We start from the raw sequence: 20,112 nt of genomic DNA, 5'->3' as shown, positions 1-20,112 counted from the left end.
TCGTCGAGCGTGGTGCTGCTGCCTGCCCAGGATCTCGCGGTGCGCCGTCGAACTGCGGATGTCCTGCTGCAACCCTACGGCCTTGCACATACCCATAGACACGGCGAGGCGGTCTGTCCCGTTCCGTCACCTTGCGTCATGCTCTGTTCATGATCGATCGGCGGGCCACGAGAGGCGGAGTTACCGGCAGGCTCCTGCGCGCCGCCACGGCGGCCGGTGCACAGGTGACGTATGCCCTCATCGCCCTGTGCTGCGCCGTCTTCCTGATCAGCCCGCTCTCCGGCCTCAACCCCACATACGGCACCGCCGACACCCTGCTCGCCGCCCAGGCCGGGTACTTCGAGCGCTGGGGGGTGATCCCGAGCGAGCTGTGGGCGGGCTCCGCGCAGGCCCTGCTCACCCCTCTGACCGCACTGTTCGTGCACGGCAGCTGGCTGCATCTGCTCGGCAACATGCTCTTCCTGTACGTGTTCGGGGCCATGGCCGAGGAGCGGATGGGCCGTGCCGAATTCACCTTCTTCTACCTCGGCTGCGGCTATCTCGCACTGCTGGCGTACGCGGCGGCCCACGCGAGCTCCGACCAGACCCTCGTCGGCGCGTCAGGGGCGATCTCCGCGGTGCTCGGGGCGTTCCTCTACCTGTTCCCCAGGGCGCGGGTGACCAGCCTCTTCCCGTTCCTGCTCTTCCTTCCGCTGCGCTTTCCCGCCTGGATCGTGCTGATCTTCTGGTTCGTGCTGCAGTGGATGGCGGCGCAGGGCGCGGGCAGCGGTCCCGGGGTGGCGTATCTCGCCCATGTGGTCGGCTTCGTCTGCGGCTTCGTCTACGCCTGGGGACGCTACCGCCGTGGGGCTAGAGTGAAGGCTCCAGCCACGGCCACCGAGGGAGAAAGCCAGCCGTGATCACCGCGATCGTGCTCATCAAAACCAGCGTGGACCGGATTCCGGAGATCGCCGAGGCCATCGCCGCGCTGGACAATGTCAGCGAGGTCTTCTCGGTCACCGGTACGTACGACCTGATCGCCATGGTCCGAGTGGCCAGGCACGACGACCTCGCGGACGTCATCCCCGGCCGGATCAGCAAGATCCCGGGTGTCGAGGGCACCGACACACATGTCGCGTTCCGTACGTACTCGCAGCACGACCTGGAGGCGGCCTTCGCCATCGGTCTCGACGCGTAGGTTCGCGTCGTACTCCGGCCGGGGACGGGCAGTGCTGCCCGTCCCCGGCCGAAGTGTGACGGGCCCGTCAGACCTGCGCCGCGCCCCGGTCCGGGACACAGCGGCCGTCCTCGGCGCGGTACGTCCACTGGGCGCCCTTGTTCACCAGTTCCTTGACCGCGCGGACGAAACGCTCGATGTGCTCGTCCGGCGTGCCGGCGCCGAAACTGACCCGGATCGCGTTGAGCGACCGCTCGCCCGGCTCGGCCTCCGGCGCACCGCACTCGCCCGGGTCCTGCGGGTCGCTGCCCAGCAGGGTGCGGACCAGCGGGTGGGCGCAGAACAGTCCGTCGCGCACCCCGATGCCGTACTCGGCGGAGAGCGCCGCGGCGAAGTGCGAGCTGTTCCAGCCCTCCACCACGAAGGAGATGACGCCGACCCGCGGGGCGTCGTCGCCGAACAGCGACAGCACCTTGACCTGGGGGACCTCGGCGAGGCCTTCGCGGATCCGGGTGACGAGCTGCTGCTCACGGGCGACGAGCCGGTCGAAGCCGGCCTCGGTGAGCGCCTTGCAGGCGGAGGCGATGGAGTAGACACCGATGACGTTGGGTGAACCGGCCTCGTGCCGGGCGGCGGTCGAGTGCCACTCCACGTCCACACCGCCGACGGTGCGCCGGGCGACCTTCCGCGAGGCACCGCCGCCGGCCAGGTACGGCTCGGCGTCCTGCAGCCAGTCGGCGCGGCCCGCGAGGACACCGGAGCCGAACGGCGCGTACAGCTTGTGTCCGGAGAAGGCGACCCAGTCGACGTCGAGCTCCTCGATGTCCACCGGGTGGTGCGGGGCGAGCTGCGCGGCGTCGAGCACGATCCGGGCGCCGTGCGCGTGGGCGACGGCGGCCAGCTCCTTCACCGGCCACAGCTCACCGGTGACGTTGGAGGCGCCGGTGACGCAGACCAGCGCCGGACCGGTGGGGCCTCCCCTGCTCGAACGGAGTTGAGAGCTCGGGGAAGGGTCGCGGTCGGCGAGCGCCCGCTCCAGCGTCTCGACGGCCTGGGCCGGGGTGCGCGGGGCGTTGAGGTAGGTGACGCGGGCGTCGCGCCAGGGCAGCAGCGAGGCGTGGTGCTCGGTCTCGAACACGAAGACCTGGCAGTCGGCGGGGAGCACCGCGGCGAGCAGGTTCAGCGAGTCGGTCGTCGACCGGGTGAAGATCACCTGGTCCTCGGCGCGGCAGCCGAGGAACTCCGCGACGGTCTTGCGGCTGTTCTCGAAGAGGTCCGTGGAGAGCTGCGAGAGGTAGCCGGCACCGCGGTGGACGCTGCCGTAGTACGGGGCGTACGCGGCGACGTCGTCCCACACGCGCTGCAGGGCCGGGGCGCTGGCCGCGTAGTCGAGGGCGGCGTACGTGACTTCACCACCGGTCACCAGAGGAACGGCCACATCCCGCCCCAGAACGGGCAGCGGGGTACAAACGGACTGGTCGGCGACAGCGCTGAAGACAGACATGGCGAACTCCCGTAAGAGGCAGGCGAATTCACTGCGCCGGCGGACACGCGGCAGCACAGGAAGAAGAAAAGGGTGTGCGGAGAAGGGCCTTGGGCCCTATCGCATTCGCTTGCTCACAAGAGGCTCCTTGAGGACCAGGACCCCAGGGATGTGACATTCACAGATGTCGAGGGGTCCGCGCTTGCCGCAGACCTCGCTGCCTACGGCCTGGTCTTCACCCGGGGCACCCCGCCACGGACGGAGGGTTGCCGGACAGCGGGCCGGGGCCGTAGTCGCTGTCACTCATGACCTGACCAGCATCCTGCCATACGTGCGCCGACGTGCAAGGCGCAGTCCAAGATCTGGACTGCGCCCTGTGCCACATTTCCGTACGGTCAGGTGTTGCTGACCGCCACCCAGCGCTCCAGCGCCGCCCGGGCCGCACCCGAGTCGATGGATTCGGCGGCCTTCGCCATTCCGGCGGCGAGCTGCTCGTTCAGCGTGCCCTCGCCCGGGTCCAGCGCCACCAGCGCCGCCGCCGAGTTGAGCAGCACCGCTTCGCGTACCGGACCGGTCTCGCCGGCCAGCAGCCGGCGGGCCACGTCGGCGTTGTACGACGCGTCGGCGCCGCGCAGCGCCTCGACGGGGACCAGCTGCAGACCGACGTCGCGCGGGTCGAACGCCTCCTCGCGCACCTCTCCGTCGCGGACCACCCAGACCCGGGACGTCGCCGTGGTCGTCAGCTCGTCCAGACCGTCGTCGCCGCGGAAGACGAGCGCGGAGTTGCCGCGCTCCGCGAGCACGCCCGCGACGATGGGAGCCATCTTCGGATCGGCGACACCGATGGCCTGGGAGCGCACCTGCGCCGGGTTGGTGAGCGGCCCGAGGATGTTGAACGTGGTCTGCGCGCCGAGCTCCTTGCGGGCCTTCGCCGCATACCGCAGGGCGGGGTGGAACTTCACCGCGAAGCAGAAGGTGATGCCGGCTTCCTCCGCCACCTCGACGACACGCTGCGGGGTCAGCTCCAGGTTGACGCCGAGCTTCTCCAGGACGTCGGAGGCGCCGCTGGCCGAGGAGGAGGCCCGGTTGCCGTGCTTGACGACCTTGGCGCCCGTGCCCGCGACGACGATCGCGGACATCGTGGAGATGTTGACCGTCTTGGCGAGGTCGCCGCCGGTGCCGACGATGTCGACCGTGCGGCCCGGCACGTGGATCGTGGTCGCGTGCTCGTACATCGCGCGGACGAGTCCGGTGACCTCGTCGACGGTCTCGCCCTTGGCCCGCAGGGCGACGGCGAAACCGGCGATCTGCACGTCGGTCGCCTCGCCGCTCATGATGCTGTCCATCGCCCACGCGGTGTCGTCGGCGGTCAGGTCCTCGCCACGCATCAGCGGGTTCAGCACGCCCGGCCAGGAACGAGCCGCCACGCTGTCGCCGCCGATCGGGGTCACAACGTTCATGGTCCGCTCCTGGGGTCCACAGCCGATAAAGGGGATACACCCCACCCTATCGAGCCCCACGGACAGCGAAGAGCCCCGTCCATCGAATGGACGGGGCTCCTGCTGTGGCGATCAGTTCAGGTGATCAGTGGTGGCCGTGGCCGCTGGTGATCTCCTTGTACTCCTCGACGGTGGGCTTTTCGATCTGGTTGTGCTCGCCGAAGTAGCCCTTGCTGAGCTTGGCCCGCAGCTTCTGCATCGCGGGCACCTTGCGCTCGACACCGTTCTCGTCGACCGTCGGGCCGATCTCGACCGGCTTGTACTGCTCGTGCGCGGTGAGCGTGTGCAGCTGCTCGGGACCGAGCGGCTCGTGGATCTCGACGAACTCACCGTGCGGCAGGCGCTTGATGATGCCGGACTCGCGTCCGTGCAGCACCTTCTCCTTGTCCCGGCGCTGAAGGCCGAGGCAGATCCGCTTCGTCACGATGAACGCGACGACCGGCCCCACGAAGATGAAGATCCGGACGAACCACGAGATGGCGTTCAGCGAGAGGTGGAAGTGCGTGGCCCAGAGGTCGTTGCCACCGCCGATGAAGACGATGATGTACTCGGTGATCCAGGCGACGCCGAAGGCGGTCCGGGTCGGGGCGTTGCGCGGGCGGTCCAGGATGTGGTGCTCGCGCTTGTCCCCGGTCACCCAGGACTCGACGAACGGGTAGACCGCGATGATGGCGAGTACCAGACCGAAGGCCATCAGCGGGATGAACACACCCAGGACGAGCGTGTGACCCCAGAGGTTGATCTCCCAGCCCGGCATCACTCGGATCAGACCCTCGGCGAAGCCCATGTACCAGTCGGGCTGGGCTCCGGTGGACACCTGGTCCGGGCGGTACGGACCGATGGCCCAGATCGGGTTGATCGAGGCGATGCCCGCGATCACGGCGATGACACCGAAGACCAGGAAGAAGAAGCCTCCGGCCTTCGCCATGTACACCGGCAGCAGCGGCATGCCGACGACGTTCTTGTTCGTCCGGCCGGGACCCGCGAACTGCGTGTGCTTGTGGTAGAAGACCAGGATCAGGTGGGCCACCAGCAGCCCGAGCATGATGCCCGGCAGCAGCAGGATGTGGATCGAGTAGAACCGCGCGACGAAGTCGCCGCCCGGGAACTCCCCGCCGAACAGGAACATCGAGATGTACGTGCCGACGATCGGCATGGACAGGATCGCGCCCTGGGTGAAGCGGACACCCGTACCGGAGAGCAGGTCGTCCGGGAGCGAGTAGCCGGTGAAACCGGTGAACATGCCCAGGACGAACAGCAGGAAGCCGAAGAGCCAGTTGATCTCACGCGGCTTGCGGAACGCACCCGTGAAGAACACGCGCATCATGTGCACGAACATGCCGGCCAGGAAGATCAGCGCGGCCCAGTGGTGGATCTGGCGGACCAGGAGGCCACCGCGGACGTCGAAGCTGATGTCCAGCGTCGAGGCGTAGGCCTCGGACATCCGGATGCCCTGCATCGGCTCGTACGAGCCGTGGTACACGACCTCGTTCATGCTCGGGTGGAAGAACAGCGTCAGATACACACCCGTGAGGATGATGATGATGAAGCTGTAGAGGGCGATCTCACCGAGCATGAAGGACCAGTGGTCCGGGAAGATCTTGCGCATGTTGGCCTTGGCCAGGGAGTAGATCCCGAGCCGGCCGTCCGCCCAATCGGCCACCCGCTCACCGGCGGGCGCCTTGCGCTTGGTGTCGGTCACAGTACTCATCCGCGCTCCCAGAAGGCAGGACCGACGGGCTCTTCGAAGTCACCGAGCGCTTCGAGGTTGCCCTCGGCGTTCACACCGATCCGCAGCTGCGGAAGGGCGTGTCCGGCCGGACCGAAGATGACGCGGGCGCCGTCGGAGAGGTCGAAGGTGGACTGGTGGCACGGGCAGAGCACGTGGTGCGTCTGCTGCTCGTACAGGCTGATCGGGCAGCCCACGTGGGTGCAGATCTTCGAGAAGGCCACGATGCCCTCGTGGGCCCACTCGCGCTCGCGCTTGTCCTTGATGTTCTCCGGCTGGATACGGATGATCATCAGCGCAGCCTTGGCGATCTGCGTCTGGAAGTCGTGAGCGTCCTCCTCCAGGCCCTCGGGCATGGCGAAGGTCAGCGAACCGACGGCGACGTCCTCGGGACGCAGCGGCTCCATCGTGTTCATGTTGATGAGCTGCTTGCCCTTGGCCCACAGGGTGTTGCGGAGCTTCTTCTCCGGCAGCGGACCGAGGTCGCGCAGCAGGACCACACCGGAGAGCGGCACCAGGGCCAGCGCGCCGAACATCGTGTTGCGGATCAACTTGCGCCGGCCGAACGCGGACTCCTCGGCACCGGCCGCGAAGTCGGCGAGAACCTTCGCCTTGACCTCGGGCTCGGCCGCGATGGCATGGCGGTCGTCGGCCACCTCCACGTCGGACATCAGCGTGCGCGCCCAGTGGACGGCGCCCGCTCCGATCGTGAAGAGGGCCACGCCCAGGGTCAGACCCAGGGAGAAGTTGAGCGCGCTCACGTGACCGAACGGCCAGATGTACACGATCTTGTCGACCGGGAAGATGACGTACGAGGCGATGAAGCCGACGGTCGCCACCATGGACAGCAGGAACAGGAGCGCGACCGTGCGCTCCGACCGCTTCGCGGCCCGTTCGTCGATGTCCTGGATGCGCGGCCTGTGGGCCGGCAGCCCCGGGTCTGCGAACGGGTCGTCCGCGACCCCTACCGCGGTGTGCGCGGTGCCCTGCTCAGCAGGCAGGTTCTCTTCTGGAATCTCTTGGCTACTCATGACTTCTTGGCCTTAGCGGTGTGGGCCGCGACCCAAACGGCAACTGCGATCAGTGCGCCGAGCCCGAAGATCCAGGCGAACAGACCCTCGCTGACCGGACCGAGCCCGCCCAGCTTGAGGCCACCAGGGGTCTCCGACTCGGCGCTGTTCACGGTCTTGATGTACGCGATGATGTCCCGCTTCTGCTGCTCGGGCATCGTCGTGTCGGGGAAGGACGGCATGTTCTGCGGGCCGGTCTGCATGGCCTCGTACACGTGCTTCGGGTCCACGTCCTCAAGGCTGGGCGCGTACTTGCCCTTCGTCAGCGCACCGCCCTCGCCGGTGAAGTTGTGGCACTGCGCGCAGTTGGTACGGAACAGCTCGCCACCCTTGGCGATGTCCGCACCGTCAGGGCTGACCTGGTCCTTGGTCGGCACGATCGGGCCGGCGCCGAGCGACGCGACGTACGCCGCGAGCTGGTCGATCTCGGCCTGGGTGTAGATGACCTTCTTCTTCGGTACCTGGGCACCCGGCTGCTGCGCCGGCATACGGCCGGTGCCGACCTGGAAGTCGACGGCGGCGGAGCCCACGCCGACCAGGCTCGGCCCGTCGGTGGTGCCCTGACCGCCGGTTCCGTGGCAGCTGGCGCAACCGACGGAGTACAGCTTCTTGCCCTCATCAATGGCGAGGGACTGGGCGGTGTCGTCGGCCTGCGCCTTACTCGCGGGCGCAAACGCGGCGTACAGCCCCCCAGTGGCCGCCAGCGCGAGGAGTAGTACGACGACCGCCGCCAACGGATGGCGTCGTCGTGCGGAGAGCTTTTTCACGGATTACCCCGGTGTCAGGATCTTCTGCGTCGATGCTGGATGTGGTTCGGGTTCGAGCCCGGTTACTTGATCATGTAGATCGTGGCGAAGAGGCCGATCCACACGACATCGACGAAGTGCCAGTAATAGGACACGACGATGGCGGCGGTCGCCTGTTCGTGGGTGAACCTCTTGGCTGCGTATGTCCTGCCCAGAACGAGCAGGAAGGCGATGAGACCGCCTGTCACATGCAGACCGTGGAAGCCGGTGGTCAGGTAGAACACCGAGCCGTACGGGTCGGAGGACAGCGAGAGGCCGTCCTTCTTCACCAGCTCGGTGTACTCCAGGACCTGGCCGCCGATGAAGATCGCACCCATCACGAAAGTGATCACGAACCAGGCACGGAGCTTCTTCACATCGCCCCGCTCCGCGGCGAAGACGCCGAGCTGGCAGGTGAGGGAGGAGAGCACCAGGATCGTGGTGTTCGTCGCCGAGAACGGGAAGTTCAGGGCCGAAGCCATTTCCTTCCAGTGGTCGGGTCCCATCACCGATCGCAGGGTGAAGTACATCGCGAAGAGGGCCGCGAAGAACATCAGCTCGGAACTCAACCAGATGATGGTTCCGACGCTGGTGAGGTTCGGTCGATTGACCGACGGGTGCGCGTGCCCGGTTTCTACTGTCGTTGCTGTCGCCACGACCGACATTATGTCGGTCGCTTATCCCGCCCTCACTCCGGGGGGTGCCGTTCGGTGTGTCAGCAGGGTGTGTCCTCCCCGAACGGCCCATCGAATCGGCGTCATTACCGGTGCTGACAGGCTGTCCGTCGGAGTACGATCCGCGCATCGGTTCATGCCCCGAGAGCCCCGAAGACACAGATGTCACGGAGGAACAATGCAGCCGACCGCCACGGTCCTGGTCTACAGCGACGACGCCAACACCCGTGAGCAGGTGAGGCTGGCCGCCGGTCGCAGGCCTGCGGCGGACGTGCCACCGCTGGAGTTCGTGGAGTGCGCCACCCTGCCCGCCGTCCTGACCGCTCTGGACAGCGGCGGCATCGACGTGTGCGTGCTGGACGGCGAGACGGCCCCGGCGGGCGGCATGGGCGTCTGCCGGCAGATCAAGGACGAGGTCTTCCACTGTCCGCCGGTGCTGTTGCTGATCGGGCGCCCTCAGGACGCCTGGCTGGCCACCTGGAGCCGCGCGGACGCCGCGGTGACCCTTCCGGTCGAGCCGGTCGAGTTCGCCGACACCCTGGCCGCTCTGCTGCGCAACAGGCTCTGCACAGACGCCTGACCGGCCCGAACCGCCGCGGTCGCATCCGCGGTCCTTCATGTCCCTCCGAGGGGCAGCGCACTCCCCCGGCCGGTCAGACCTCGGGGCGCAGGCGCGCCGCCTGGATCGTGTCCGAGCGGTCCGGGGTGGCGTTGTTCTGCAGGGCGCTGCCCTTCTGCCATTTGGCCCAGGAGAGGTTCCAGTCGCCGTAGCCGTTGTCGAACGGCGTCATCGTCGCGCCCTGGCTGCCGACGACCTTGACGATGTCCCCCTCGCGCACGGTGTTGAAGAACCACTGGGCCTCGCTGGTGCTCATGCCCGTGCAGCCGTGGCTGACGTTCGCCAACCCCTGCGAGCCGACGGACCAGGGGGCCGCGTGTACGTACTCGCCGCTCCAGGTGACGCGGGTCGCGTAGTAGACCTGCAGGTCGTACGAGTCGGATGAGCCTTCCGCGATGCCGATCGTCTCCCCGCGCATGCGTACGGAGTACTCCTTGCTCAGCACGACCTTGACGCCGTTGCGGGTGTCGAAGCCGGGCCTGCCGGTGGTCACCGGAATGGTCTTGATCACTTGTCCGTTGCGCTTGACCGACATGGTGTGCGCGGCGGCATCGGTGATGGCCTCTATGCGGTCACCGGTGGTGATCTTCAACGCCTTCGCGGGAGCCCCGTACAGCGCCTTGGTGACCTTGATGCCCGCCATGGTGCTGGTGGCCTCGATGGTGGCCCTGGCGGGCCAGTACTCCTGCGGGCGGTAGTGCAGGGTCTTGTCGTCGACCCAGTACCAGGAGCCCGTCACGGAGGGCGTGGACCGGACCTTCAGGGAGCGTTCCACGGTGGCCCTGGCGGCCTTGTCCTTGACCGGGGCGCTGAGTACCGCCGTAATGGGCTGTCCGACGCCGTAGGTGCCCGCCTGCGGGCCGAAGGTGACCTTCAGGAACTTCTTCGCCGGGGCCGTCTCGAAAGCGAGCGTACGGGCGCCCGGGGCGCCGTCGTCGTCCTCGACGCTGACCTTGACGGTGTATCGGGTGCCCGCGGCGAGCGGGACGGTGGAGTGCCAGCGACTCCCGTCGGCGGCGAGTTCACCCGCGAGATGGTGTCCGGCCGTGTCCACTGCCGTCACGTCCGTGATCCGGCCGTCGTCACCCGTGACGGTGACTTCGAGGGGCTTGTCGGGATCGGCCTTCTTGCCGCCCTCTGGGGTGTTGAAGGAGATCTCGTCCGCCGCGTCGTACGGCTGCGCGGACAGCGGATGGCCATCGGGCCCGCCACAGGCAGTCGCCCCTGCAACCAGGGTCACGACCACCAGTGTGCAACTCGCTACGGGTCGGAAGCGCGGCGTGAGGTTCATGAACCCACGCTAAGAAGATTCATCAGTTTCAGCGCGCCGGGTGACTGCAAACGGGGGGCCCGCGCTTCTCGTGGAGGAGAAGTGCGGGCCCCCCGTCAGGTGGAGCGGTGTGTCACCGGTGGAGCGGTGTCACTGGGTGCGGTTCTCGCCGCGGTAGTACTCGAAGACCCAGCCGAACAGGCCGATCATGATGATCGGGACCGAGAAGTAGAGCAGCCACCATCCGAAGATGACTCCCAGGAAGGCGAGGGAGCCACCGATGGCCAGTGAGAGCGGCTGCCAGCTGTGCGGGGAGAAGAACCCCACCTCGCCGGCCTCGTCCGCGACATCGGCTTCCTTGTTGTCCTGAGCCATCGCGTCGACGCGCTGCGCCGTGAAGGCCAGGTAGAAGCCGATCATGACGCTCAGACCGAAGGCCAGGACGAGCGCGGTGGTACCGGCCGGCTCCTTCGACCACACGCCATAGGTGATTGCCATGGCGAGGATGAAGATGCTCAGCCAGAGGAACATCTTGCCCTGGATCTTCACTTGCCGGCCTCCTTGCCACCAGCGAGGGCCTTGTCACCCTCGAAGTGGTGCTCCAGCTGTTCGAGCGCCGAGATCTCCGGGTGGTGCAGGTCGAACGCCGGGGATTCGGAGCGGATCCGCGGCAGGGTGAGGAAGTTGTGCCGCGGGGGCGGGCAGGAGGTCGCCCACTCCAGCGAACGGCCGTAGCCCCACGGGTCGTCGACCTCGACCTTCTTGCCGTACTTGGCGGTCTTCCACACGTTGTAGAAGAACGGCAGCATCGACAGTCCGAGGAGGAACGAGGAGATCGTCGAGATCGTGTTCAGCAGGGTGAAGCCGTCGGCGGCGAGGTAGTCCGCGTACCGGCGCGGCATGCCCTCCGCGCCGAGCCAGTGCTGCACCAGGAACGTGCCGTGGAAGCCCACGAACAGCGTCCAGAACGTGATCTTGCCGAGCCGCTCGTCCAGCATCTTGCCGGTGAACTTCGGCCACCAGAAGTGGAATCCGGAGAACATCGCGAAGACCACGGTGCCGAAGATGACGTAGTGGAAGTGTGCGACGACGAAGTACGAGTCCGAGACGTGGAAGTCCATCGGCGGCGAGGCCAGGATGACGCCGGTCAGACCACCGAATGTGAAGGTGATCAGGAAGCCGACGGCCCAGAGCATCGGTGTCTCGAAGGACAACGATCCCTTCCACATCGTGCCGATCCAGTTGAAGAACTTCACACCGGTCGGTACCGCGATGAGGAACGTCATGAACGAGAAGAACGGCAACAGCACACCGCCGGTCACGTACATGTGGTGCGCCCACACGGTCACGGACAGGCCCGCGATGGCGATCGTGGCACTGATGAGGCCGATGTAGCCGAACATCGGCTTCCGGCTGAACACCGGAATCACTTCGGAAATGATTCCGAAGAATGGCAAGGCGATGATGTACACCTCTGGATGGCCGAAGAACCAGAAGAGGTGTTGCCAGAGCAGCGCGCCGCCATTGGCCGCGTCGAACACATGCGCACCGAACTTGCGGTCCGCCTCCAGCGCGAAGAGCGCGGCGGCGAGCACCGGGAAGGCCAGCAGGACCAGCACACCGGTCAGCAGGACGTTCCACACGAAGATCGGCATCCGGAACATCGTCATGCCGGGTGCGCGCATGCAGATGATCGTGGTGATGAAGTTGACCGAACCGAGGATCGTGCCGAAGCCGGAGAAGGCCAGACCCATGATCCACATGTCGGCGCCGACACCCGGCGAACGAACGGCGTCCGAGAGCGGGGAGTAGGCGAACCAGCCGAAGTCCGCCGCACCCTGCGGGGTGAGGAAGCCGGCCACCGCGATGATCGAGCCGAAGAGGTACAGCCAGTACGCGAACATGTTCAGCCGCGGGAACGCCACGTCGGGCGCGCCGATCTGCAGCGGCATGATCCAGTTCGCGAACCCGGCGAACAGCGGCGTCGCGAACATCAGCAGCATGATCGTGCCGTGCATCGTGAACGCCTGGTTGAACTGCTCGTTCGACATGATCTGCGTGCCGGGGCGGGCCAGCTCGGCGCGCATGAAGAGCGCCAGCAGACCGCCAATGCAGAAAAACACGAACGACGTGACCAGGTACATCGTGCCGATCGTCTTGTGGTCAGTGGTGGTCAACCACTTGACGACGACGTTTCCCGGCTGCTTCAGCCGGACCGGCAGCTCGTCCTCGTACGAGTCGTCTGCTGCCGCGGCACCCTGAGGTTCGTTGAGGATGCTCACAGTTTGTTCGTCTCCGCATTCCTGGCCGGGTTCGTCTGCTCGATACCGGCCGGCACGTAGCCCGTCTGGCCCTTCTTGGCCAGCTCCTTGAGGTGCGCCTGGTAGCGCTCCGGGGAGACCACCTTGACGTTGAAGAGCATCCGGGAGTGGTCGACGCCGCAGAGCTCGGCGCACTTGCCCATGAAGGTGCCCTCCTGGTTGGGAGTCACCTCGAAGGAGTTGGTGTGGCCCGGAATGACGTCCTGCTTCATGAGGAACGGCACCACCCAGAAGGAGTGGATGACGTCACGCGAAGTCAGAACGAAGCGGACCTTCTCGCCCTTCGGCAGCCACAGGGTCGGACCCGGGTTGCCGTTCTGCGGGTTCCGGGTGCCCGGGATGCCGACGTCGTAGACGCCTTCCGCACCCTTGGGGAAGTCCTTCCGGAACCGGTCGGGGATGGCGTCGAGCTCCTTGGGGATCTTGTTGCCCGTGGCGGTCGAGCCGTCCACGTTCTCGATGTAGTTGAAGCCCCAGCTCCACTGGAAGCCGACCACGTTGATGGTGTGGGCGGGCTTCGGGGAGAGCGAGAGGAGCTTCGATTCATCGCGCGCGGTGAAGTAGAACAACACCGAGACGATGATGAGAGGGACCACGGTGTACAGCGCCTCGATGGGCATGTTGTACCGGGTCTGCGGAGGTACCTCCACCTTGGTGCGGCTGCGCCGGTGGAAGATGACACTCCACAGGATCAGGCCCCAGACCAGCACACCCGTGGCGAGCGCTGCCGCCCACGAGCCCTGCCAGAGGGAAAGGATCCGTGGTGCCTCTTCCGTTACCGGCGTAGGCATACCAAGGCGGGGAAAGTCCTTGTATGTGCAACCGGTGGCGGTCGCCAGGATCAGGCCCGCAGTCAGCACCTGCGGCAGCTTCCGCCGCATCGGGCGCCGCGACGAGCGGTCGGAGCCGTTGGGACTCACGTAGCGCCTTCCCGAGAGTCTCGCCCGCGCGTTCGGCGCGGCCGTCTCTCTGGTCGGTCGCCGCCCTGACGCGGGCAGGGGTTTGGATGTTTATGCGGACCAAACCCTACTGGACGCTATTTGGGGTCGCGCGGGGAGGGTGCCCAACGCGCCGCCCGACACCCCGAAGGGGTGGAATCCGGGCCTCCGGCCGCCATCTGACGGGTCCTCTCCTGGCTGCGTGAGCGGCCCGTCCCGAGGCGGCGGCGGGTGCGAGCTAGCGTGGACATGTGCCCTACTTCGATGCCGCATCCTCCGCACCCCTGCACCCCGTGGCCCGCCAGGCGCTGCTGGCCGCACTGGACGAGGGCTGGTCCGACCCGGCCCGCCTCTACCGGGAGGGGCGGCGGGCCCGGCTGCTGCTGGACGCGGCCCGGGAGGCGGCCGCGGAGGCGGTGGGGTGCCGCCCGGACGAGCTGACCTTCACCTCGTCGGGAACCCGGGCGGTGCACTCGGGAATTTCCGGGGCCCTCGCCGGGCGTCGGCGTGTCGGCCGCCATCTGGTGGTCTCGGCGGTCGAACACTCGTCGGTGCTCCATTCGGCCGCCGCCCATGAGGCTCAGGGCGGGACGTTCGCCGAGGTGCCGGTGGACCGGGCGGGGACGGTGAGCGCGGCTGCGTACGGGGAGGCCCTGCGTGAGGACACCGCACTGGCCTGCCTGCAGTCCGCCAACCACGAGGTCGGTACGGAGCAGCCGGTGGCCGAGGTCGCGGAGGCCTGCCGGGCGGCGGGCGTGCCACTGCTGGTGGACGCCGCCCAGTCGCTGGGCTGGGGTCCGGTGCCGGGCGGCTGGTCGCTGCTGGCGGCCAGTGCCCACAAGTGGGGCGGACCCTCGGGGGTGGGGCTGCTCGCCGTACGCAAGGGGGTCCGGTTCGCACCCCAGGGCGCGGCGGACGAACGGGAGTCGGGGCGGGCCGCCGGCTTCGAGAACATCCCGGCCGTCGTGGCGGCGGCGGCGTCGTTGCGGGCCGTCCGGGCCGAGGCGGCGGTGGAGTCCGTACGGCTGCGAGCGCTGGTGGACCGGATTCGAGCCACCGTGGGCTCGGTCGTGCCCGATGTGGAGGTGGTCGGCGATCCGGTGCGGCGACTGCCGCACCTGGTGACCTTCTCCTGTCTCTATGTCGACGGGGAGACACTCCTCCATGAACTGGACCGGGAGGGATTTTCCGTCTCGTCCGGTTCGTCCTGCACGAGCAGCACGCTCACACCGAGCCATGTACTGAAGGCGATGGGAGTGCTGTCGGAGGGCAACGTCCGGGTGTCCCTGCCGGCCGGCACCACGGAGGACGACGTCGACCGCTTCCTCCGGGTGCTGCCGGGGGTCGTGGCAGGGGTACGGGAGAGGCTGGGCGCGCCCGTCTCGCCCGCCCCCTCCCCCGCGACGGCCGCGTCCCTGGTGGTCGATGCGCTGGGGAGGCGGTGCCCGATCCCGGTGATCGAGCTCGCCAAGGTGATCGGAGAGGTACCGGTGGGCGGGACGGTGACCGTGCTCTCGGACGACGAGGCCGCGCGGCTGGACATCCCGGCGTGGTGCGAGATGCGGGAGCAGGAGTACGTGGGTGAGGAGCCGGCGGACCGGGGCTCCGCCTATGTGGTCCGCCGGCTGTCGTAGCGTTCCCGGATCAGCGCAGGTGGGTGCGGACCTCGGCGGCGGCGTCGTGACCGTACGCCTTGGTGAAGCGGTCCATGAAGTGGGTGCGGCGCAGGGTGTACTCCTGGGTGCCGACCGTCTCGATGACCAGCGTGGCGAGCATGCAGCCGACCTGCGCGGCGCGCTCCAGGCTGACGCCCCAGGCGAGGCCGGAGAGGAAACCGGCGCGGAAGGCGTCACCGACGCCGGTCGGGTCCGCCTTCGTCTCCTCCTCCGGGCAGCCGACCTCGATGGGCTCCTGACCGGCCTGCTCGATCCGGACGCCGCGGGCCCCGAGCGTCGTGACGCGGTGGCCGACCTTGCCGAGGATCTCCTCGTCGGTCCAGCCGGTCTTGGACTCGATGAGCCCCTTCTCGTACTCGTTGGAGAAGAGGTACGTGGCGCCGTCGAGGAGGATCCGGATCTCGTCGCCGTCCATCCGCGCGATCTGCTGCGAGAAGTCGGCGGCGAACGCGATGCCCCGGGAGCGGCACTCCTCGGTGTGGCGGAGCATCGCCTCCGGGTCGTCGGCACCGATCGAGACGAGGTCGAGACCGCCGACACGGTCGGCGACGGCCTTGAGCTCGATCAGCCGGGCCTCGCTCATCGCGCCCGTGTAGAAGGAGCCGATCTGGTTGTGGTCGGCGTCCGTCGTACAGACGAAACGGGCGGTGTGCAGGACCTCGGAGATCCGCACCGAGCCGGTGTCGACGCCGTGCCGGTCGAGCCAGGCGCGGTACTCGTCGAAGTCGGAGCCCGCGGCGCCGACCAGGATCGGGCCGGTACCGAGCATGCCCATGCCGAAGCAGATGTTGGCGGCGACACCGCCCCGGCGCACATCGAGGTTGTCGACCAGGAAGGAGAGCGAGACCGTGTGCAGCTGATCGGCGACCAGCTGATCGGCGAAACGGCCGGGGAAGGTCATGAGGTGATCGGTGGCGATGGAGCCGGTGACTGCGATACGCACGGGGAGACTGCTCCTGCGGAGGTCGGGGGGAACGGGTGACTGCGTTCCCGGGACGGCGTGACAGTTCACGCTACCCGTTCGCCGCACTCGCCCTGAAGGGGAAAAACTACCCGATAGTAGGTCTTTTGTCCTGAGGTCTGCGGTGCCTACGGTGCGGATATGCCGAACAACATCGCCCCGAGCGAGTCCGAGATCAGCCTGGCCGAGCTGCGCGGTGACTGCGCACGGATGGCTCCGCACTGGGTCGTACCCGCCAAGGCCGCCCCCACCCCTGTCACGCCGTCCCTGATTCATGGCGTCACCGTTCCGGACGCGTCCGCACGGCTGATCGACGCGATGTCCGAGTACGGCGACTGACGGCCGCAACCGCTCGCTTCCGGCACCCTCGGGAACCGGGTGCCCCCCTGCTCCGTCCCACCGTTGTCCGCACTCGCGGGACAGGCGATGACCGTGCGACGGTCATGGTGACGGCAACGCAGCCGAAGGAGCGATCCGGTGAGCACCGAGCGACCCGACAACGACGTGACCGCCCCCCGACGGCGGCGGTCGCCGCTGGCCGTGACCTCGGTGGCGGCAGCGGTGCTGCTCGCCGGGGGCGGCAGTGCGTACTGGGCTGCCGCGGACGGCGGCAGCGGCAGCCGGGCGGGCAGCAGTGACCGCCCGCCTCCCCTGCTCGCGCTCGACGAGGGCGCGTCGAGCCCGACGGCACCCCCGGAGGGTATCGCCCCGGGCGAGCCCGACCCCAGCGGCGACGGCGTGGTCTACCGCGCGTCCGGCAAGCTGCCCGACGGCCCGGCCAAGGCCGCCGTCCACCGGGCGAAGGGCACCGTCTCCGCCGCGGAGGTGACCCGGCTGGCGAAGGTTCTGGGCCTGGAGGGCACTCCGCGGGCCGAGGGCACGGCATGGAAGGTGGGGTCCGACGGGGACGGCTCGGGTCCGATCCTGCGGGTGAACAAGCAGGCGCCGGGCACCTGGTCCTTCGCCCGCTTCGGCTCCGGCGGAACGGACAACTGCCGGAGCACGACGGTGTGTGCGAGCAAGGGCGTGGCACCGGACGGCACGGGATCGACGGTGAGCGAGAACGCCGCCAAGGCCGCCGCCGTGCCGGTGCTGAAGGCGGCGGGCCAGGGCGATGCCGTCCTCGACGCGTCCCAACTCATGGGCTCGGTACGGGTGGTGAACGCGAACCCGGTGGTGGGCGGGCTGCCCACATACGGCTGGGCGACGGGGATCCAGGTGGGACCCGACGGCCAAGTGGTCGGCGGCAGCGGTCAGTTGAAGAGCCTGGAGAAAGGTGCGGAGTATCCGGTGATCAGCGCGGACGATGCGCTGAAGCAGCTGAACGAGGCCGGCCGCGCGAACGCTTCGCGGAGCCACATCGGCGGGTGCGCCACCCCCGTACCACTGGAGAGGGACGAACCGGAGTCGCCGGCTGTCAGCTGCGGGACACGGACCGGAGCGGAGCGTGAGACGACGACCGTGACGGTCGACAAGGCGGTCTTCGGCCTTGCGATGCGGTACGTGGACGGGGAGCAGACACTCGTACCGTCGTGGCTCTTCTCGGTGCGTCCGGCAGCAGGTGGAACGGGCAACACGGTGGCGCAGGTCGCAGTGGACCCGGACTCGCGGGCCAAGCCTTCTTCGAAGAACCCGGGGTCGGATTCGGGCACGGGGGACACGTCCCGGTCCACGCACCAGCTGACCTCGTACACCGCGGCCGGCCGGATGCTGAAGGTGACGTTCTGGGGCGGTGTGTGCAGTACGTACGCGGCGAGCGCGACCGAGAGCGCGGACGCGGTGCGGGTGACGATCACCGAGTCGACCCCGGACCCGAAGAAGGTCTGCATCATGATCGCCAAGGAGCTGACGCGGACGGTGACACTGGACGCCCCGCTGGGTGACCGGAAGGTGCTCGACGCGGCGGGCGGCACGGTGCCGCGCGGCTAGGTGCACGCGGTCATGTCATGACGTCGGTGACGGTCGGCTGATCGGTGCCTGGCACGACAGAAGGCGGCGACCCCCGGAGTCCGGGGGCCGCCGCCTTCTGCAGGCACTGCTGCCCGTTACCGCCTTCGCGACTTAGCTGAAGGAGTCACCGCAGGCGCAGGAGCCCGTGGCATTCGGGTTGTCGATCGTGAAGCCCTGCTTCTCGATGGTGTCGACGAAGTCGATGGAGGCGCCACCCAGGTACGGAGCGCTCATCCGGTCGGTGACGACCTTGACGCCGTCGAAGTCCTTCACGACATCGCCGTCGAGCGAACGCTCGTCGAAGAAGAGCTGATAGCGCAGGCCCGAGCAGCCGCCGGGCTGGACGGCGACGCGCAGCGCCAGGTCGTCACGGCCCTCCTGCTCCAGCAGGCCCTTGACCTTGGCTGCGGCGGCGTCGGACAGGAGGATGCCGTCGCTCACGGTGGTGGTCTCGTCCGATACGGACATCTGCTTCTCTCCCGGGTTGTACGGACTGCTTGCCGACGTTGCAACCGTCGGGACCGCGGATTCATTCCGGGCCGAGCGCTTGCCTGTTCCTTTCATGCTCGCACACCCCTCCGGGAAGAGGTGCCGGGCGGGACCGGGGCGCCTCTCGCGACCCCGGAACAGCCCCCGACCACCTTCAGAGGGAATTCGTCACATGGACGCTATCGGCATCGTCAAAGTGACGTGAACCGGATATGATAGATAACGTCAATTAGACGAAAAGGCTTATCTGCAGAGAAGAAAGGGTGCGTGACGTGACTACGGCCCACCCCGTCCAGGACCTCGATGTCCAGCCGACACCCCTCGCCCTGCTGCTGCTCGGCCGCGAGGCCGACCCGAAGAGTGAGCGCGGCGTCGAGTGCCCCGGCGATCTGCCCTCCCCGTCCGACCCGGACCTGGTGGAGCGCGCCCGCGCGGCCAAGGAGAAGCTCGGGGACAAGGTCTTCGTTCTCGGCCACCACTACCAGCGCGACGAGGTCATCCAGTTCGCGGACGTCACCGGCGACTCGTTCAAGCTCGCCCGTGACGCGGCCGCCCGGCCGGAAGCCGAGTACATCGTCTTCTGCGGCGTGCACTTCATGGCGGAGTCCGCGGACATCCTGACCACCGACGACCAGAAGGTCGTGCTGCCGGACCTGGCCGCCGGCTGCTCGATGGCCGACATGGCCACCGCCGAGCAGGTCGCCGAGTGCTGGGACGTACTGACCGAGGCCGGGGTCGCCGAGCAGGTCGTACCCGTCTCGTACATGAACTCCTCCGCCGACATCAAGGCCTTCACCGGCAGGCACGGCGGCACGATCTGCACCTCGTCCAATGCGAAGCGCGCCCTGGAGTGGGCCTTCGAACAGGGCGAGAAGGTCCTCTTCCTCCCCGACCAGCACCTGGGACGGAACACCGCGGTCCGCGACATGGGGATGACGCTGGAGGACTGCGTCCTCTACAACCCGCACAAGCCGAACGGCGGCCTCACCGCCGAGGAGCTGCGGAACGCGAAGATGATCCTGTGGCGCGGGCACTGCTCGGTGCACGGGCGCTTCTCGGTGGACTCCGTCAACGATGTGCGCGAGCGCATCCCGGGCGTCAATGTGCTGGTGCACCCCGAGTGCAAGCACGAGGTCGTGGCCGCGGCGGACTACGTCGGCTCGACGGAGTACATCATCAAGGCCCTGGAGGCGGCCCCGGCCGGCTCGAAGTGGGCGATCGGCACCGAGCTGAACCTGGTGCGCCGCCTGGCCAACCGGTTCGCCGCGGAGGACAAGGAGATCGTCTTCCTCGACAAGACGGTCTGCTTCTGCTCGACGATGAACCGGATCGACCTGCCGCACCTGGTGTGGACGCTGGAGTCGCTGGCCGAGGGGAACCTGGTCAACCGGATCGAGGTCGACCCCGAGACGGAGAAGTACGCGAAGCTGGCGCTGGAGCGCATGCTGGCGCTCCCGTAGGCGCCACGGGTCTCTCCGGGCCTCCGCCCCCT

The 20,112-nt window shown here is 68.0% G+C and carries 19 protein-coding genes and 1 riboswitch; of the genes, 7 read left to right on the top strand and 12 right to left on the bottom strand.

Annotation, left to right across the window (positions count from 1 at the left end):
* Window positions 1-149: 149 nt before the first annotated feature.
* A complete protein-coding gene (locus OG395_RS37140; RefSeq protein WP_327246847.1) occupies window positions 150-899 on the top strand; it encodes a rhomboid family intramembrane serine protease in 750 nt (249 codons plus the stop codon).
* Window positions 896-1,177, top strand: coding sequence for an Lrp/AsnC family transcriptional regulator (locus OG395_RS37135; RefSeq protein WP_037694047.1), 282 nt, complete (start codon window positions 896-898; stop codon window positions 1,175-1,177). Before OG395_RS37140 ends, OG395_RS37135 begins: the two co-directional genes overlap by 4 nt.
* Before the next feature lie 67 nt (window positions 1,178-1,244).
* Here OG395_RS37135 and OG395_RS37130 read toward each other — a convergent pair whose 3' ends face one another.
* The 6 genes from OG395_RS37130 to ctaE all read right to left on the bottom strand — a co-directional run bounded on the left by OG395_RS37130 (window position 1,245) and on the right by ctaE (window position 8,387).
* Window positions 1,245-2,660, bottom strand: coding sequence for an aminotransferase class V-fold PLP-dependent enzyme (locus OG395_RS37130; RefSeq protein ID WP_327246846.1), 1,416 nt, complete (start codon window positions 2,658-2,660; stop codon window positions 1,245-1,247).
* Between the two features lie 172 nt (window positions 2,661-2,832).
* Window positions 2,833-2,950, bottom strand: a riboswitch (SAM riboswitch).
* A gap of 84 nt (window positions 2,951-3,034) precedes the next feature.
* Window positions 3,035-4,099 (bottom strand): anthranilate phosphoribosyltransferase, encoded by a 1,065-nt coding sequence (trpD, locus tag OG395_RS37125; RefSeq protein ID WP_327246845.1) that lies wholly within the window; start codon window positions 4,097-4,099, stop codon window positions 3,035-3,037.
* A 124-nt stretch (window positions 4,100-4,223) separates the two neighbouring features.
* On the bottom strand, window positions 4,224-5,849 hold the full coding sequence (gene qcrB, locus OG395_RS37120) for a cytochrome bc1 complex cytochrome b subunit (protein WP_327246844.1): 1,626 nt from the start codon (window positions 5,847-5,849) through the stop codon (window positions 4,224-4,226).
* Complete coding sequence (gene qcrA, locus OG395_RS37115; protein WP_327246843.1) at window positions 5,846-6,898, bottom strand: cytochrome bc1 complex Rieske iron-sulfur subunit; 1,053 nt, start codon at window positions 6,896-6,898, stop codon at window positions 5,846-5,848. The genes qcrB and qcrA overlap by 4 nt, the downstream gene beginning before the upstream one ends.
* Complete coding sequence (gene qcrC / locus OG395_RS37110) at window positions 6,895-7,704, bottom strand: cytochrome bc1 complex diheme cytochrome c subunit (RefSeq protein WP_266986535.1); 810 nt, start codon at window positions 7,702-7,704, stop codon at window positions 6,895-6,897. Before qcrC ends, qcrA begins: the two co-directional genes overlap by 4 nt.
* A gap of 62 nt (window positions 7,705-7,766) precedes the next feature.
* Window positions 7,767-8,387 carry an aa3-type cytochrome oxidase subunit III gene (ctaE, locus tag OG395_RS37105; RefSeq protein WP_266986533.1) on the bottom strand — a complete coding sequence of 207 codons (621 nt, stop codon included), beginning with the start codon at window positions 8,385-8,387 and terminating at the stop codon, window positions 7,767-7,769.
* Between the two features lie 187 nt (window positions 8,388-8,574).
* Here ctaE and OG395_RS37100 point away from each other — a divergent pair, with 187 nt between their 5' ends.
* On the top strand, window positions 8,575-8,976 hold the full coding sequence (locus tag OG395_RS37100) for a hypothetical protein (protein WP_327246842.1): 402 nt from the start codon (window positions 8,575-8,577) through the stop codon (window positions 8,974-8,976).
* Window positions 8,977-9,049: 73 nt separating this feature from the next.
* Here the strand turns inward: OG395_RS37100 and OG395_RS37095 are convergent, their stop codons facing one another.
* The 4 genes from OG395_RS37095 to ctaC form a co-directional block, all read right to left on the bottom strand.
* On the bottom strand, window positions 9,050-10,306 hold the full coding sequence (locus OG395_RS37095; RefSeq protein ID WP_327246841.1) for a L,D-transpeptidase: 1,257 nt from the start codon (window positions 10,304-10,306) through the stop codon (window positions 9,050-9,052).
* A 129-nt stretch (window positions 10,307-10,435) separates the two neighbouring features.
* Window positions 10,436-10,834, bottom strand: a complete 399-nt coding sequence (locus OG395_RS37090) for a cytochrome c oxidase subunit 4 (protein ID WP_327246840.1) — start codon at window positions 10,832-10,834, stop codon at window positions 10,436-10,438.
* Window positions 10,831-12,567 carry an aa3-type cytochrome oxidase subunit I gene (gene ctaD / locus OG395_RS37085; protein WP_327246839.1) on the bottom strand — a complete coding sequence of 579 codons (1,737 nt, stop codon included), beginning with the start codon at window positions 12,565-12,567 and terminating at the stop codon, window positions 10,831-10,833. The genes OG395_RS37090 and ctaD overlap by 4 nt, the downstream gene beginning before the upstream one ends.
* Window positions 12,564-13,526, bottom strand: coding sequence for an aa3-type cytochrome oxidase subunit II (gene ctaC, locus OG395_RS37080; protein ID WP_327246838.1), 963 nt, complete (start codon window positions 13,524-13,526; stop codon window positions 12,564-12,566). Before ctaC ends, ctaD begins: the two co-directional genes overlap by 4 nt.
* A gap of 269 nt (window positions 13,527-13,795) precedes the next feature.
* Between ctaC and OG395_RS37075 the strand changes: the two genes are divergently transcribed.
* A complete protein-coding gene (locus tag OG395_RS37075; RefSeq protein WP_327246837.1) occupies window positions 13,796-15,178 on the top strand; it encodes a cysteine desulfurase/sulfurtransferase TusA family protein in 1,383 nt (460 codons plus the stop codon).
* 10 nt (window positions 15,179-15,188) lie between these two features.
* Here OG395_RS37075 and OG395_RS37070 read toward each other — a convergent pair whose 3' ends face one another.
* On the bottom strand, window positions 15,189-16,163 hold the full coding sequence (locus OG395_RS37070; RefSeq protein ID WP_327246836.1) for a carbohydrate kinase family protein: 975 nt from the start codon (window positions 16,161-16,163) through the stop codon (window positions 15,189-15,191).
* A 159-nt stretch (window positions 16,164-16,322) separates the two neighbouring features.
* On the opposite strand from OG395_RS37070, the gene OG395_RS37065 reads away from it, so the two are divergent.
* Complete coding sequence (locus OG395_RS37065) at window positions 16,323-16,520, top strand: hypothetical protein (protein ID WP_327246835.1); 198 nt, start codon at window positions 16,323-16,325, stop codon at window positions 16,518-16,520.
* Between the two features lie 138 nt (window positions 16,521-16,658).
* Window positions 16,659-18,110 (top strand): hypothetical protein, encoded by a 1,452-nt coding sequence (locus tag OG395_RS37060; protein WP_327246834.1) that lies wholly within the window; start codon window positions 16,659-16,661, stop codon window positions 18,108-18,110.
* 132 nt (window positions 18,111-18,242) lie between these two features.
* On the opposite strand, the gene OG395_RS37055 is transcribed toward OG395_RS37060, so the two are convergent.
* A complete protein-coding gene (locus tag OG395_RS37055) occupies window positions 18,243-18,599 on the bottom strand; it encodes a HesB/IscA family protein (RefSeq protein WP_030933606.1) in 357 nt (118 codons plus the stop codon).
* Window positions 18,600-18,883: 284 nt separating this feature from the next.
* Here OG395_RS37055 and nadA point away from each other — a divergent pair, with 284 nt between their 5' ends.
* Window positions 18,884-20,080, top strand: a complete 1,197-nt coding sequence (nadA, locus tag OG395_RS37050; protein WP_266986513.1) for a quinolinate synthase NadA — start codon at window positions 18,884-18,886, stop codon at window positions 20,078-20,080.
* Window positions 20,081-20,112 lie beyond the last annotated feature (32 nt).

Origin of the sequence: Streptomyces sp. NBC_01320, assembly GCF_035974375.1 — a bacterium.
Lineage (GTDB): Bacteria > Actinomycetota > Actinomycetes > Streptomycetales > Streptomycetaceae > Streptomyces > Streptomyces yanii.
This window is presented reverse-complemented; position numbering and strand designations above follow the sequence as displayed.